This is a genomic window from Terriglobia bacterium (genome assembly GCA_032252755.1).
Taxonomy (GTDB): domain Bacteria; phylum Acidobacteriota; class Terriglobia; order Terriglobales; family Acidobacteriaceae; genus JAVUPY01.
Map to the genome: position 1 here is coordinate 88,168 of JAVUPY010000052.1, position 14,474 is coordinate 102,641.

General features: G+C 58.7%; 12 protein-coding genes. 5 read left to right on the forward strand and 7 right to left on the reverse strand.

Annotation, left to right across the window (positions count from 1 at the left end; translation table 11 throughout):
* The first annotated feature begins 95 nt into the window (after nt 1–95).
* Complete coding sequence (locus tag ROO76_11775; protein ID MDT8068831.1) at nt 96–746, forward strand: DUF3011 domain-containing protein; 651 nt, start codon at nt 96–98, stop codon at nt 744–746.
* A 76-nt stretch (nt 747–822) separates the two neighbouring features.
* On the opposite strand, the gene ROO76_11780 is transcribed toward ROO76_11775, so the two are convergent.
* The 7 genes from ROO76_11780 to ROO76_11810 form a co-directional block, all read right to left on the reverse strand.
* Nucleotides 823–1,992, reverse strand: coding sequence for an ABC transporter permease (locus tag ROO76_11780; GenBank protein MDT8068832.1), 1,170 nt, complete (start codon nt 1,990–1,992; stop codon nt 823–825).
* Complete coding sequence (locus ROO76_11785; protein ID MDT8068833.1) at nt 1,992–3,170, reverse strand: FtsX-like permease family protein; 1,179 nt, start codon at nt 3,168–3,170, stop codon at nt 1,992–1,994. The genes ROO76_11780 and ROO76_11785 overlap by 1 nt, the downstream gene beginning before the upstream one ends.
* Nucleotide 3,171: 1 nt before the next feature.
* Nucleotides 3,172–3,870 carry an ABC transporter ATP-binding protein gene (locus ROO76_11790; protein ID MDT8068834.1) on the reverse strand — a complete coding sequence of 233 codons (699 nt, stop codon included), beginning with the start codon at nt 3,868–3,870 and terminating at the stop codon, nt 3,172–3,174.
* 6 nt (nt 3,871–3,876) lie between these two features.
* Nucleotides 3,877–5,076, reverse strand: coding sequence for an efflux RND transporter periplasmic adaptor subunit (locus ROO76_11795; protein MDT8068835.1), 1,200 nt, complete (start codon nt 5,074–5,076; stop codon nt 3,877–3,879).
* A 233-nt stretch (nt 5,077–5,309) separates the two neighbouring features.
* Entirely contained in the window at nt 5,310–6,050 is a 741-nt protein-coding gene (locus ROO76_11800; protein ID MDT8068836.1) for a response regulator transcription factor, read from the reverse strand.
* Nucleotides 6,047–6,922, reverse strand: coding sequence for a HAMP domain-containing sensor histidine kinase (locus tag ROO76_11805; protein ID MDT8068837.1), 876 nt, complete (start codon nt 6,920–6,922; stop codon nt 6,047–6,049). The genes ROO76_11800 and ROO76_11805 overlap by 4 nt, the downstream gene beginning before the upstream one ends.
* Before the next feature lie 135 nt (nt 6,923–7,057).
* On the reverse strand, nt 7,058–7,945 hold the full coding sequence (locus ROO76_11810; GenBank protein MDT8068838.1) for a fatty acid desaturase: 888 nt from the start codon (nt 7,943–7,945) through the stop codon (nt 7,058–7,060).
* 251 nt (nt 7,946–8,196) lie between these two features.
* On the opposite strand from ROO76_11810, the gene ROO76_11815 reads away from it, so the two are divergent.
* From ROO76_11815 to ROO76_11830, 4 genes are read left to right on the forward strand one after another with little or no spacing between them, the layout of a single operon-like run.
* A complete protein-coding gene (locus ROO76_11815) occupies nt 8,197–8,913 on the forward strand; it encodes a DUF5666 domain-containing protein (GenBank protein MDT8068839.1) in 717 nt (238 codons plus the stop codon).
* Nucleotides 8,914–8,920: 7 nt separating this feature from the next.
* A complete protein-coding gene (locus tag ROO76_11820; protein MDT8068840.1) occupies nt 8,921–12,286 on the forward strand; it encodes a TonB-dependent receptor in 3,366 nt (1,121 codons plus the stop codon).
* Entirely contained in the window at nt 12,287–12,895 is a 609-nt protein-coding gene (locus tag ROO76_11825; protein MDT8068841.1) for a hypothetical protein, read from the forward strand.
* Nucleotides 12,822–14,435: a VWA domain-containing protein gene (locus ROO76_11830; GenBank protein ID MDT8068842.1), complete on the forward strand. Its 1,614-nt coding sequence runs from the start codon at nt 12,822–12,824 to the stop codon at nt 14,433–14,435. Before ROO76_11825 ends, ROO76_11830 begins: the two co-directional genes overlap by 74 nt.
* The last annotated feature ends 39 nt before the right edge of the window (nt 14,436–14,474 follow it).

Sequence of the window (14,474 nt, forward strand, 5' to 3'; positions counted from 1 at the left end):
ACCGTGAGTACTCACCGAGGTACACCGACCGCCGATTGCGCCAGTTCAACACGGTCGAGAGTACAATTCTGCAAAATCCTATCGGAGGATAGACAATGAAGAGCCTGGCTCGCTTCGTTGCCGCTGCACTGCTCGGAGTGCTCGCAAGTTCAGCGGCATGGGCACAGTTTGGAAATACCCGCCCGAATTCCGGCGCGTGTTTCTATGTTGATTACAATTTCCGCGGCGAGTCCTTCTGCATGAATGCGGGACAAGAAGCCGCCAGGTTACCACCGGGGTTTGGTGACAGGATCCGGTCGATACGCGTTTTCGGCCGCGCACAAGTGACATATTTCAATGATTCCGATTTTGGGGGCGCGAATGGCACAACCTCCAGCGACATCAATGACCTTCGCCAGTTCCCGCTTCCCAATGTGCCGAGCAAGAATTGGAATACGCGAATTTCGTCAGTGCGAGTTAGCGGCGGGCAGGGGAATTGGGATCGCGACCGAGGACGGGATTATGACTATCGGGGCGGCGCCCGAGATGATCGTCGGTGGCACAGCAACGATCCCATAACTACGGTTACCTGCGCGTCAGACTACGACCGCGATCGTGACTGGTGCAGAACTCCGGGGCGGATCAATAGCGTCCGTCTGGTTGAGGAGAACGGGCGTCGTGACTGCATCTGGAATCAGACCTTTGGGATTGATAATGGCCGCCTGTGGACCTCACGGGGGTGCGCGGGAACATTTGAGGTCAGATAGGGATCCAGAAGTTGATGGGCGAGTCATGAGACGCCAGCAATTCGCGCTGGCGTCTTTCTCTCGTTCTTCGAGCCATCTAAGCTTCGCGCAAGGCGATAGTAATCGGTAGGCGTGCGGCTCGAAGTGCCGGCAGCAAGCCGCCAACCAGACCCATCACGGCTGAGAACACCACACCTGCGACCAGGATTGTCGGCGTCACTCTAAACGCGAATGACAACTCGGCGAAGGCGGCCGTGTTTCCGGTCGCACCGGTGAAGCCGTTCATCGGGATCGCCAGCAGGCAGCCGAGCACGCCGCCGAGGATGGCGATCATCACAGATTCGATCAAAAACGAGAAGAGGATGCTCAGCCGGGAGAATCCGAGTGCACGCAGAGTTCCGACTTCGCGGGTGCGCGCGGCCACGATGCCGTACATGGTGTTCATGGCGCCGAAAACCGCGCCAATACCCATAACGATGGCCACGAATCCCGCCAAGGCCAACAGCGCTGTTGCGACTGGACCAGCCTGATCCGCGTAATACTTCCGCTCGCTGTCCATCTGCACCTGCATCTGGGGGTTGGCGCGCAGGTCCTTGTCGAACTGCGACAGCACATCTTTGTTCGTCAAGCGAACGGTCAGGGATTCGCAGCCGCCGTTACGGTCGAAAGCTGTGTTCATGACGTTGAAGTCGCCCCAGATTTCGCTTTCGAATGAACTGTCTCCGGCGGTGAATATCCCGACGATCTTCCAGTTACGCTTCTGCATCCAGACGTTAGAGCCGAGGTCGAATCCGCGAATGCGGTCAGCCGCTTTCTTCCCGACAATAATCTCGTTGAGACCGGGCTGGAAATTCCGGCCCTCCACGATCTGGATACCCCTTCGGACCTGGAATGCGACCTGTTGTACACCACGGACGGTGATATTCGTCATCTCGCCGTCGCTGCGACGAGGTTTGCCGGTGATGACGACGATATCGCACGCCGCGAGCGGCTGGCCGTCAGGGCCTCGCGCGACGCGCGAATCCATTATGATGGTGTTCGCATTGCTGCGGTTCATCCACGAGGTCAGTTCCGATGCTGAGCCGCGCTGCACCACGATTCCATTGTCATCCGAACCCGTCGCCGCTAGCGCGATGCGGAACCCCGAAGCCATTGCCGCGAGGCTCACGAAGACAGCGACGACCAGGGCGATACCGCCAATGGCGAGCAGCGTGGTCTTCCAGCGCTCGCGGATGTTTCGCAAGGTGTACGTGATGGGCAGTGCCATTACAGTTGCCTCAACATGTCTGTGATTCGCGCCCGGTACGCTAGTAACGCCGGAACGAATCCCGCCAGAAGTCCGAGCAGTACGGCTCCCGAGAGTCCCAGGACGACGATGCGCGGCTGAAGGCCGAAATCGGGGAAGCCACGCACCACGTCGCCGATGAATGGAATTCCGGGAAGCGCAGTGATTGCACCGCGGCTCAGAAAGACGCCAAGGGCACCGCCGATGATTGCCATTGCCAACGCTTCGGCAAGTATCAACGCCATTACCAGCCCGCCCGAGAAGCCCAGCGTCTTGAGCACGGCGATTTCGTTGCGACGCTCGCGAACCGACATGCTCATTGTGTTGGCCGTGACCAGTAGAATTGTGAAGGTCACGGCGAGCCCGATACCGCGCAACAGCAGGGCCAGGTTCCCTGCCATCGCGACGAACCCGGCGCGGAATGCAGCCTCGGTTTCCGTCCGCGTCTGCACGGCGCTGTTCTCGAACATCGCGTCGATCTTCTTGCTGATCTCTCCCGCCTTGCTGGGATCATCGACCTGCACGACGTAAATTCCGGTCTGCACCCGGCGGCCGGTGGATTCGTACAGGTATTTGTGATGGAAGTACATCATTGTCAGATCGGTACCCGGGTTTTTCTGAAGATCCGCGTCGTAGATGCCGCGAATGACAAATTCGAAGGGATGGCCGATGCGGTAGGGCGGAATAGCGCTTTCCATCTGGAAGGTGTCGCCGACCTTCCATCCCCAGCGCTCGGCGGTCTTGCGGCCGACGATACAGCCGCGCATGTCTTCGAGGAAAGCCTGTTTCTGGTCTGCCGGAAGCTGGAACTCGGGATACATCGCCAGGAAGGGTTCGGCCTCGACGGCTAGATTGGGGAAGAAATACTTGAAATCGCCTTTGTAAACGCCCATGAACCAGGATTCGCGTGCAACCGATTTCACGCCGGGAATGGTTGCGATCTCCTGTTCGTATTTCAGTGGCAATTCAAAGGCGAGGCTAACCTGGTGACGCGTAACCAACCGAGCGGCGCTTGCGCTCTTCAAACTCCAACTCACAGCAGCGAGAACCGACTCCAGCGTGCAGAGCAGGAAAATGCACAGGGCCAGTGCCAGTATCGTGCTAGTGGTGCGCACCCAGTTGCGCCGCAGATGCTTGAGGACAAACGGTAGGAAACGCATATCAGTTCGTCAGCACGCCCTTCTCGAGATGATGCTGAACGTGTGCCCTTGCGGCCGCGCGCGGGTCGTGCGTGACCATCAGAATTGTCTTCTGGAACTCGCGATTCAGGACCTCCATTAGCGCAAGAATTTCCTCCGCGCTCTTGGCGTCGAGATCGCCGGTAGGCTCGTCGGCGACGACGATCTGCGGATCGGTGACGACGGCGCGCGCAATGGCGACGCGCTGCTCCTCACCGCCGGACAATTGCCGCGGATAATGTTTGGCTCGGTGCTCCAACCCCACCACCTTGAGCGCGAGCATGGCGCGTTCGCGGCGCTGCTTACGCGAAAGGTGTGTCAGCAGGAGCGGCAGTTCGATGTTCTCAAGGGCATTGAGAACCGGAATGAGGTTGTAGAACTGGAAGATAAATCCCACGGTGCGGGTCCGCCACCTCGCGAGTTCTCCCTCGGAGAGGCGCGACAGTTCCGTGCCGGCGATGTGGAGATTGCCCGAGGTCGGCCGGTCGATGCCGGCGATCAGGTTCAGCAGCGTCGTCTTGCCCGACCCGGAGGGCCCCATAAGAGCCACGAATTCGCCCTGTTGCACCTGCAGGTTGAGCCCGTCGAGCACGGTCAGACGAATGCTGTCGCGCGTGTAGACCTTGCGCAAATCGCGCACGTCGACTGCAACTGCCCTGGTTTGTGCCCCGGTGTCAGGCATGAATTCTCATCCTTTCAGGTGAACGCGGTCGCCGCTCTTCAGTGAATCCGGCGGCTTGCTCACGAGCAGTTCCGAACCGGTGAGCCCGCCCTTGATGACGACGTTTCCGCCGCGTTCTCCGCCAAGCGTCACTGGTTTCTCCTGCACGGTTCCGTTCGAGATCTCAAATACGATTGGGTTTCCGTCCCGGGTTGCGACGGACTCTTTGGGCAAATACATCACCGGTTGCGGCTTGTCGTCTTTCGCAACAGGCCTGGTCTTCTCAAGGAAAGTGACATTTGCGCTCATCTCCGGCTTGAGGTCCTTGTCACGATCGAGGAACGCAACCTTCACAGTGACGGTGGCCTTGGTCCGGTCAGCCGTCGGAATGATCTGGCGCAACTCACCCCGGAAGCGGCGATCGCCGAAGGCCTGGACCACGATTTCGGCCGGTTGGTGCGGCTTCAGTTTCGAGACATTCGCTTCGTTGACATCAACCTCGACTTCGAGGGAGTTCATATCTGCCATCGCGACGATGGCGCCTGAAGAGGTTGAGATATTCACACCGGGAGGAATGGGGGCGACGCTCTCGCCGACCTCCGCCATCTTCTTTACAACCACGCCGGAGAAGGGCGCGCGTATCAGAGTGAAGTCGTACAGAGACCGGTTATAGGCGAGATCGGCTTTTGCCTGCGCCAGCGCGGCTTGCGCCAACCGTACCCGACTTTCGGCCGCGTCACGCTGGTCGGTGGAGAGGACCTTTTCATGCGCCAGCTTTTCGGCGATTCCGGCCTGGCGCTGCGCCTCGCCAAGATCGGCCTCCGCGTGGAGAATAGCGGCCTTGGAGCGTTCTATGTTGGCGCTGTAGTCTTCACTTTCAAGACGCGCGATCACCTCGCCTTCGCTGACGCGACTGCCTTCTTCGACACGGAGTTCCGCCAGGCGGCCTTGGATCTTCGCCGAGACGACCGCCTTGCGCCGAGCAACAACGTATCCGGAGGCGGCAAGGACGGGAGCGGCCGGTTGCGGTCCGTTCACGGTCTGAATCGACGGACGAACCACCTCCACCTCGGTGCCCGTGTGGGCGTCCCGATACTGGAGTCCAAAGCGGACTCCCGCCCCGAGCAGCATCAGGACAACTAACCAGATGAGCCATTTCCAACGGTTCGAGGGCGGCGGATTACGATCAATCTTTAATGATTGCAGTTGCTGCTTAAGGTCTTCCACAACCTTCTCCCGATGGCGAACATGCTAGCAAGCATCCGACGGTTTGGCACGAAAGTGTAATAACTCAAAAGCTGAGCCTCCGAGGCTGGTTAGAACTATGGATTTAGGTAAATGGCAGGGCGTTACCGGCGAAAGGAATCGCTCCACCGTCACCTGCAAAGGACATGCGCCGAGTCGAAAACCGTTTTCGTGGTAGCTCTAAGGCCTCACGCGCAGGCCAACTCAATTGGGGATCAGTTCTTTTGCGGTTCCGAAACAAAGCGATACCCCACCCCCCGAACGGTAAGCAGGTGCTTGGGGCTGGAGGGCTGGTCTTCCAGATACCGCCGGAGGCGGACGATGAAGTTGTCGATTGCGCGGGTGTCGGTGTCTTCGCGCAGACCCCAGACTTCGTCGAGAATCTGCTTGCGCGAGACGGCGCGGCCTTCGTTCTTGATCAGGTAGCGCAGGAGTTCGGCTTCCATCAGGGTAAGGTGCGTCTTCTGCTTGCGCGCGGTGAGTTCGAGCGCTCCGAAATCGATCTTTCGTCCGTTGAATGTGATGATCTCGGGCACGCCGTTCTTGGCGGCCTCGGGTACGCCGTTCGGAACAGAATGGCGCATCCATTCGGTGCGTCGCAGAAGGCCATTGACGCGCGCCATCAGGATGGAAAGATCGAATGGCTTGGGGAGGTAATCGTCGGTCCCGGATTCGAATCCCTTGAGCACATCTTCAGGGCGTCCGCGGGCGGTAAGCATCAGGACAGGAACGTAGTTCTTCTTGCGGCGAAGTTCACTCGCGAGCCAAAAGCCATCTTTGCCGGGGAGCATGACATCGAGCACGATGACGTCCGCGGCTTGAGGTTGGTTCGAGAGTATCTGCCAGGCGGCTTCCGCGGTCTCAAATACCTTGACTTCGTGCCCGTCGGCCTCCAGGTTGAACTGCAATCCCTGCGCCAGGTGCATTTCATCCTCAACGACGAAGACGCGGCTCAAGCTTTCACCCTCGGCAATCGAATTGTCACTGTTGCTCCTTTGCCTTCACCATCGCTCTCCGCCCACGCGGCACCGCCATGGCGCTCAGCGATCGCACGCACGATGAACAGGCCAAGCCCCGTCCCCTTCACTTTCGCGATTGTGCGCAATGGCACACGATAAAAACGTTTGAATATTCGCTTCAACTCACCGCGGGGAATGCCGACACCGTGGTCGGCAACGCGCACCAACGACTGACCGCCTTCGCTTATGAGCACAGCTTTAATTCGCTTTTGCTGTGGCGAATACTTGACCGCGTTCTCCAGCAGGTTGGTAATCGCCGTCCGGAGATCGTCAAGATCTCCACGTACAACCGATTCTTCCTGGCTGACGAAATGATTCTCGATATTCATCTCATCGGTGCTCAGGTGGTTACGCACGCGCGAAACTTCGACGCACTCCGCTGTCAGTTCTGCCAGGTCGATTTCCTGCCAATGCTCCTGGCCGCGCTTGTGCCCGGCCTTGCTGGCTCGGAGAACCTGCTCGACCGTGGACATTAGGCGATCGGTGTCGTCCAACATGATGTCGTAGAACTTCTTGCGCTGGACTTCGTCGAGCTTCCGGCTCTGCAAGGTTTCGAGATAAAGGCGGATGGAAGCGACCGGTGTCTTTAACTCGTGCGTGACCGCGTTGATGAAGCTGTCGTGTTGCTCGTTGCGCCGGATTTCGCGGACGAGAAAGATGGTGTTCCAGACGACGCCGGCAATCAGGATGGCGAAGAAGATGATTCCCAGCACGAGCGGAACAATTTCGCGCCAGTGGATGATCCACGAAATGTTCAGGACAACGGCGGTCGCGACCAGGCAAGCGCCCAGTACGATTGCGAACGCCATCGCTTTTCGCCGGCTGGTAATTTGCATAGAAAAGCCCATGGAAATTTTACTCCCATGGGCTTAAATCACTGAGCAGAGCCGATCTTCCGGCCTGCTGGAAAATGGCAGAAAGTTCAGGTGTTTGGGGCCTGAACGCTAGTCGTACGCTTGTGCGAGTCCTTCGTCTGCAACCTTAAGCTTGGGCTGTATTCGGCTATCTGGGCGAGGCAGCTTGATGTTCTTCGCCAGGCCGAGCACCCTCATTGCCTGGATTCCGTACCAGTTCAAGTCGATCTCCCACCAACGCAGCCCGTGGCGAGCCGAACTCGGATGAGCGTGGTGATTGTTGTGCCAGCCTTCACCGAAGGTGAGCACAGCGATCAACATGTTGTTCGTGGAGTCGTCGCCAGTCTCGAAGCGCTGCGAGCCCCACAGGTGCGTCGCCGAATTCACAAGCCAAGTGGCGTGCAGCCCGACGGTCGTTCGCAGGAAGATGCCCCAGAGCACGGCCTGCCAACCCATCGTGAGCAATATCACGATCCCGAGCACGGTCAATGGAACCCAGTGCCACTTGCTGATCCAGACGTGAAACTTGTCTTTGCGAAGGTCTGGGACATATGGCGCCAGTTCCGTCGTGGACTGGTGCATGGCCTTGCCCATCAGGATCCAGCCCATGTGCGACCACCACTTGCCGTCGCGTGGAGAGTGCGGATCGCCGGGCTTGTCGGTAAGCTGATGGTGGATGCGATGCGTCGCCACCCAGAATATGGGACCGCCTTCCAGCGCCAGCGTTCCGCAAAGCGTCAGGAAATATTCCATCCACTTCGGCGTGGTGTATCCGCGATGCGTCAGCAGGCGGTGATAGCCCATGCCGATTCCGAGGCTTCCGGAAACCCACCACAAGAATGCTGCGAGCGCGGCAGCTTTCCATGAGAAAAAGAAGAGCGCGATGACCGCGCCGACGTGGAAAGCCACCATGAAAGATGTCGTGATCCAGTTTATCTGGTTGCGTTCAGGACTATTCTGATCGAATACCATTGCCATCCTTACCCAAACAAGCAGTGCGGCACGTCTTCACCCGCCGTGCCTCTTGATGTAAAGATATATTTCTTAAAGCTCACGGTTTGTAATAGTTGTGTAAGTTAGGAGAACGAAAGTAGTAGCCCAGGTTCCGCCGCTGCTTGCGGGCGCAACTGGACGAAGTGCCCCGGGTTATTTCCAGTGCTCCCATCCGAGTTGCCGCTCCTCCCTCGAGAAGTTGCAAACGCGAATCGAGCAACTTGCAAGGAGATTTGATGACCCGCAAACTTACTGTTCTTCTCCTGTTCACAGCTGCCATGGCGTGGGCTCAGTCCGAGCCCGCCGCTCCGCGCGAACACTATTCCTGGCAACAGCAAGACACAACCCACACCCAGGTCGTTCGCGGACCATTCTGCGGCACGGGCGGCACGATCACCGCCATTGAAGGCGACACCATCACCATCAAGACCATGGACGGCAAGCAGGCCACGGTGAAGGTCACGCCCGAAACGCGCTATCGCCGTGACCGACAGGAAGCCAAGCTCTCCGACTTCAAAGTCGGCGACACGGTTTTCGTTCGCGGCGAACCCAGCGGCGAGAACACCTGGACGGCGCAGGGCATCATGTCTAACCAGAATATGGGTCGGGGCATGATGATGCGCGAGGAAATGGGCAAGAAGGTCATCGCGGGAGAGGTCGCGAAAATCGATGGCACCAGCCTGACGATCAATCGTCCCGATGGGCAGACGCAGGTCATCCAGGTCGATGAGACTACATCGTTCCGTAACGCGAAGCGCGAAAGCATCACGCTCGCGGATATCAAAGTTGGCGACCGTGTGTTCGGCCGAGGTGAACTGAAGGACGGCGTTTTCGTTCCCGCGGTGTTGAACGTCGGCGCTCCGGGCGAAATGCGCATGAGGCGTCGTGGAGGACCTGAGGGCCAAGGCCAGAATCCGCCACCACCCCAGGGCGGGGAGCAGCAGCCCCAGTAAGTTGCCCATGACGCTTCGCTCCATCGTTCGCCACGCAGCTTTGCTGATGTGCGCCTGTGCAGCTGGTTTTGCGCAGGCATCCCCGCCGGCCGAAGTCCAGGCCTCGACGGCTGCACCCGCGCCAGCGGCAACCCAGGAGTTTGAAATCCACGGAACGGTCGTCTCTGGGAAGATGCCTCTTCCAGGGGTCACGATCAGCGCCGCGAATTCGCTCACCGGCAAGAAGGTCACGACCTCAACCGATCCGGACGGCCGCTACGTACTCAAAGTGCCGGGACGAGGCCGCTATGTCGTGCGGGCGGAATTGACCGCATTTGCAGCCGCTACTTCGGAAGTCATCATTAACCCAACAACGCCACAGCAGAAAGTCGATCTCCAGATGGTTCTGCTCTCTCGCGTTCCAAAGGAGAACACCGACGAAACTGCCACGGCGGCGCAGCAATTGGCCGGGGCGTTGATGGGACGCAACGCACAGACTCTCTCACTTAGTGCCGACCTCGGCGCCAGCCAGAACGGTAGTGAGGGCGAAGCACCGTTGCCGGGCATGAATCCACTCGCCAGCACGGCGGATGCCGGCAATGATTCCGTATCCGTTTCAGGGCAGATGGGGAACACGCAGGATTTCGGCGTGCACAACATGGACGAACTGCGCGAACGCATTCAGGAGATGCGCGACCGAGGGGAACTCCCACAAAACGGAATGGGCCGGGGCGGCATGATGGGCGGACCCGGGGGTGGTTTCGGTGGACCAATCATGATCATGGGTGGCCCGGGAATCATGCGGGGTGGTCGCGGCGGATTCAATATCAACCGTCCGCACGGAATGGTTTATTACTCCATGGGCAATTCCGCCCTCGATGCAGCGCCCTACTCGCTAAGCGGAATTCCCGCGGATAAGCCGCAATATGGCTCGGGTCGATTCGGTGGGGTCGTCGGAGGTCCGCTGAATATACCGCACGTTTACGAGGGTGGGATGAAGACGATGTTCTTCGGCGGATACACGGGCACGCGTTCGACGACGCCGTATGACGTCTTTTCCCATGTCCCCACGCAGGAAGAACGCGCCGGCAACTTCGGCGACACAACCTACACGTCAGGGCCGAACAAAGGACTGCCGGTCCAACTGTTTGATCCGCTCACAGGCGCTCCGCTGGGCAGCAACATCAACGGCATGATCAATCCCGCGGCGACCGGGTTGCTCGCGTACATTCCCGAGCCCAACCAGACCGGCAATCCAGCTCAGAACTTCCGCTATTCTTCTTCCGCGCAGAGCAACAGCGACTCCGTTTTCTTCCGCTTGATCCACAACTTCGGCGAGATGCCAACGTTCGGCGGACCGTTCCGCATAGGCCCCAGTGGAGCGGGTGGCCCTGGCCGTGGTCGGCACGCCCGCAACAACATCGCGTTCGGCTTCAACTGTCAGCGCAGCAAGAGCGATGACCTGGTACCGTTCCCTTCCCTGCACGGCACCAATTCGACGGATGGGTACAACGGGAACGTCGCGTACAGCCTGAGCCGCGGGCACTTCAACAACCGAATCACGGCCAGCTACAACGTGCAGCGCGTGAATGTGTCGAATATTTTCGCGGGACTCACCGATGTAGCGGGAAATCTCGGCATCACTGGTGTGTCCAGCAATCCGGCCGACTACGGAGTTCCCGGCCTCTCCTTCTCCGATTACAGCAGCCTGCGCGACATCACACCGCAATACCGTTACGATCGCACATTCCGGCTTGGGGACATGTTCTTCGTGTCGCACGGAAAACATAACCTGCGCTTTGGGGGCGATTTCCGGCGACTGATGTCCAACATCCGCTCGGACAACAATCCCAACGGAACTTTTACCTTCAGCGGTTATGCCGCGGCAGCACGCGACGCGAATGGCAACCCCATCGCCGGCACCGGGTACGATCTAGCCGATTTCCTGCTTGGTTATGCGCAGCAGACGACGATCCAGTACAGCCCGCATACATTCAACCTTTCCGCAAACTCGTACGATTTTTTCGCGATGGACGACTGGCGTGCTCGTGGAAACCTGACTCTGCAACTTGGGCTGCGTTACGAATACCTCGGCCTCTACCGGGAAGCGCACAACCGGATCGTCAATCTGGCCCCGGCTCCCGGGTTCACGGCGGTCGTGCCTGTCTATCCTGACACGACGGCTCAGTATGGCGGATTCTATCCGGCCTCTCTGATCAATCCTGATCGCAACAATTTTGCCCCTCGGCTGGGCATTGCGTGGAGGCCGTTCGGCGAGAAGACCGTCGTACGCGCCGGATACGGAATCAACTACAACCTCGGACAGTACCGGCAGATGGTGACGAACCTGGCCTATCAGCCGCCGTTCTCGTTTACGCAGACCAACATCGCGAATTCACCGACAGACCTCAGCCTGCAGAACGGGTTTCCTCCGCCGAACTCCAGCACGCTCACCAACAACTATGGCGTGGATAAGAATTACCGGCTCGGGTATGTGCAGGTATGGGACCTGAACGTCCAGCGCGAAATCTTCCGCAACGTCATTCTCAACGTCGGGTACAGCGGCAGCAAAGGAACGCGACTCGATATGGTCCGCGCGCCGAATCGCGGTCCCGAGGGCTTGCTCATCCCGAACGTGCAACCCTTCCTCTGGGAGTCGTCTGAGGGTTCGTCGATCCTGCACGCGGGCACCGTAAGCCTGCGCAAGCGGATGACGAACGGTGTCTCGATCGGCGGACGATACACGTTCTCGAAATCGATCGATAACGCGTCCTCGATCGGAGGCGGAACTACGATCGTCGCGCAGAATGACCTGGATCTCGCGGCAGAGCGCGGCCTCTCCAGCTTTGACCAGCGGCAGAAGTTCACAGGCGATTTCATGTACGAACTTCCGTTTGGAACCGGCCGCCACTGGATGGCGAATCCGGGCGTGATGGAAACGATTTTTGGCGCGTGGACATGGAGCGGGAGCTTCACGCTTGCCAGTGGAAATCCTTTCACGGCTCGAGTGGTCGGCGCATTCACCGATGTGGCGCGTGGCACGAGCGGCAGTCTGCGAGCAGACTACAACGGCGCACCGATTTCGCTTACGAATCCATCGGTCGCACAGTGGTTCAACACCGCGGCATTCACGGTTCCGCCCGCGGGACAGTTCGGCACAGCAGGTCGCAACACCATCGAAGGTCCGGGCACAATCCTGTTCAACTTCGCGCTGTCGAAAGACATTCCGCTGCACGACATGATGGCCTTTGAGATACGCGCCGAGGCCAACAACGTCTTCAATCATGCGAACTTCACAGGGATTGATACGAATGTGAACTCGCCGACCTACGGCCAGGTAATTTCTGTGGGCAGCATGAGAAAGCTGCAGATCTTTACGAGGTTCCGCTTCTAGATGTCGAGACTGACGGAATTCGCGAAGCAGTGGACGACGGCGGCGCTGAGTGCCGCGATGCTCCTGAGCTCGCTCTCGGCGCAGCAATCGTCAGCGCCGCAGGAGCCGACGCGAACGCACGAGGGTCTCTATAAGTTCCATGTCACCAGTGATCTCGTCCTCGTCAGTATCACCGCCCGAGATAAGTCTGGCCAGCTCGTTCGCGATCTCAAGCAATCAGACTTCACGGTACGTGAGGATGGCAAGCCACAGCACATACTCAGTTTCGACACAGAGAATGTCGATAACTACGCCGAGAACACCGGGCCTTCGCAGACTGAATCGCAAGGTCCGATTCCGGCGGGTCTGCTCACGTCCAAGAATGTTGCAAAAGACGTTTTCCGGGACCGGCGTTTCATTGTGCTCTTTTTTGATTTCAGTGCGATGGAAGCCGATGAGGTTGAGCGCGCGATGAACTCTGCTCAGAACTTCGTAGACAAGCTAATGACACCCCGCGGATCTCGTTGCAATCGTCTCGCTGGATACGTCGCTCGTAGTGAACCAGGACTTTACGAACGACAAGGCTCAACTGGCTGCGGTTCTCCGCGGAATGCAGGGGCTCGACGCTAACGGGCAGGAACAGACGAACACGAGTGACGTTCAGGAAGATACAGGCGCGGCCTTCTCACCCGACGACTCCGAGTACAACATCTTCAACACCGATCTGCGCTTGCAGGCGATTGCGCAGGTCTCGCAGGTGTTGTCGCGGATCGACCAGAAGAAGTCGATCCTTTACTTCAGTGGCGGCATTCAGAAGACAGGCGTCGAGAACCAGGCGCAGTTGCGCGCCGCCATCAACGCCGCCGTACGTTCGAACGTTTCTTTGTACACCGTCGATACGCGAGGCTTGGAAGCGTTCGCGGCTGGCGGAAGCGCTACTTCAGCAAGTCTTCGAGGGACCGCGGCTTACTCAGGCCGAGCGGTCGAACAGCAATTCGACTCCAATTTCCAGACGCAGGAAACCCTGGCGACGCTCGCCACCGACACCGGCGGCCGCGCGTTCTTCGACACCAACGATTTCACGAAGGCTTATCAGCGCGTGCAGGATGATACCGCCCTCTACTACGTTCTCGGATATCGCAGTTCCAATCCCCGCATGGATGGCCGCTACCGTCACATTTCGGTGAAGGTGAACCGGCCTGGTGTGAAGCTCGAGTACCGCAGTGGATACTACGGCCCCCGTGACTTCCAGCACTTCACGAAAGAGGATCGCGAGCAGCAACTGGAAGACGAAATGGCATCCGATCTCCCGGATACCGATCTTCCCGTCTATCTCTCGACCGAGCTTTTCCGAGCCCAGAACGACAAATACTTTGTGCCCCTGTCCGTCGTGGTGCCCGGCTCGGCGATTCCGTTTACGCCGGCGACGGAGAAGGACAAGTCATCGCTCGACGTTCTGGGTATCGTTCGCGAAAAGAAGACCAAGTTTCCGGTAGGCACTATTCGCGACACGGTAAAGGTTCCGCTCGCTGGCATGCAGGCGCCGCATCGGCAAAACGTTCAGTACAACACAGGATTCCTGCTCGCAGCGGGCACGTATCACCTCAAACTGGTGGTTCGCGAGAACCAGAACGGCGTGCTCGGATCCTTCGAGACCGACCTGACCGTGCCCGATCTCAAGAAGGCGCCGCTTCGCATGAGTACAGTTGTTCTTGCGAATCAGAAGGAGCCCGCGCCGAAAAAGAGAACGCCGAATCCGCTCATACGCGACGGAGTCGAGCTCATCCCCAACGTCGCGCATGTGTTCCGCACCAACCAGGACCTCTACTTGTATTACGAGGTGTACGATCCCACGAAGGCGAAAATCGAAGAGAATGGCAAGTCGGTCGAAGGCATCCGTGTCATCAGCAGCGTTCAGTTCTTCCGCGGAAAAGTGAAGGCGTATGAAACACCGGCGGTCGAGGCGAAAGAACTGAACACCCCGGAGCGCAAGGCGGCCGCCTTCCAGCTCGACGTTCCGCTCTCAAAGCTTAAGCCCGGCTGGTACACCTGCCAGATCAACGTTATCGACGATGCCGGCGGCACATTCGCATTCCCGCGCTTGCCGATCCTCGTCCGCCCGGCTTCTACCCTGAAGCCGAGTCCGGCCACAGCTACTCCCGGAAACTGACGGCGGAAGCCTGTGCGGTTTATCATGTCCTTTCGTCTC

What these genes read in the sequence shown, in the direction of transcription:
- ROO76_11790 (MDT8068834.1), bottom strand. Translation starts at nt 3,870, where the DNA reads ATGCCTGACACCGGGGCACAAACCAGGGCAGTTGCAGTCGACGTGCGC.
- ROO76_11825 (MDT8068841.1), top strand. Translation starts at nt 12,287, where the DNA reads ATGTCGAGACTGACGGAATTCGCGAAGCAGTGGACGACGGCGGCGCTG.
- ROO76_11775 (MDT8068831.1), top strand. Translation starts at nt 96, where the DNA reads ATGAAGAGCCTGGCTCGCTTCGTTGCCGCTGCACTGCTCGGAGTGCTC.
- ROO76_11820 (MDT8068840.1), top strand. Translation starts at nt 8,921, where the DNA reads ATGACGCTTCGCTCCATCGTTCGCCACGCAGCTTTGCTGATGTGCGCC.
- ROO76_11805 (MDT8068837.1), bottom strand. Translation starts at nt 6,922, where the DNA reads ATGGCGTTCGCAATCGTACTGGGCGCTTGCCTGGTCGCGACCGCCGTT.
- ROO76_11780 (MDT8068832.1), bottom strand. Translation starts at nt 1,992, where the DNA reads ATGGCACTGCCCATCACGTACACCTTGCGAAACATCCGCGAGCGCTGG.
- ROO76_11785 (MDT8068833.1), bottom strand. Translation starts at nt 3,170, where the DNA reads ATGCGTTTCCTACCGTTTGTCCTCAAGCATCTGCGGCGCAACTGGGTG.
- ROO76_11810 (MDT8068838.1), bottom strand. Translation starts at nt 7,945, where the DNA reads ATGGCAATGGTATTCGATCAGAATAGTCCTGAACGCAACCAGATAAAC.
- ROO76_11815 (MDT8068839.1), top strand. Translation starts at nt 8,197, where the DNA reads ATGACCCGCAAACTTACTGTTCTTCTCCTGTTCACAGCTGCCATGGCG.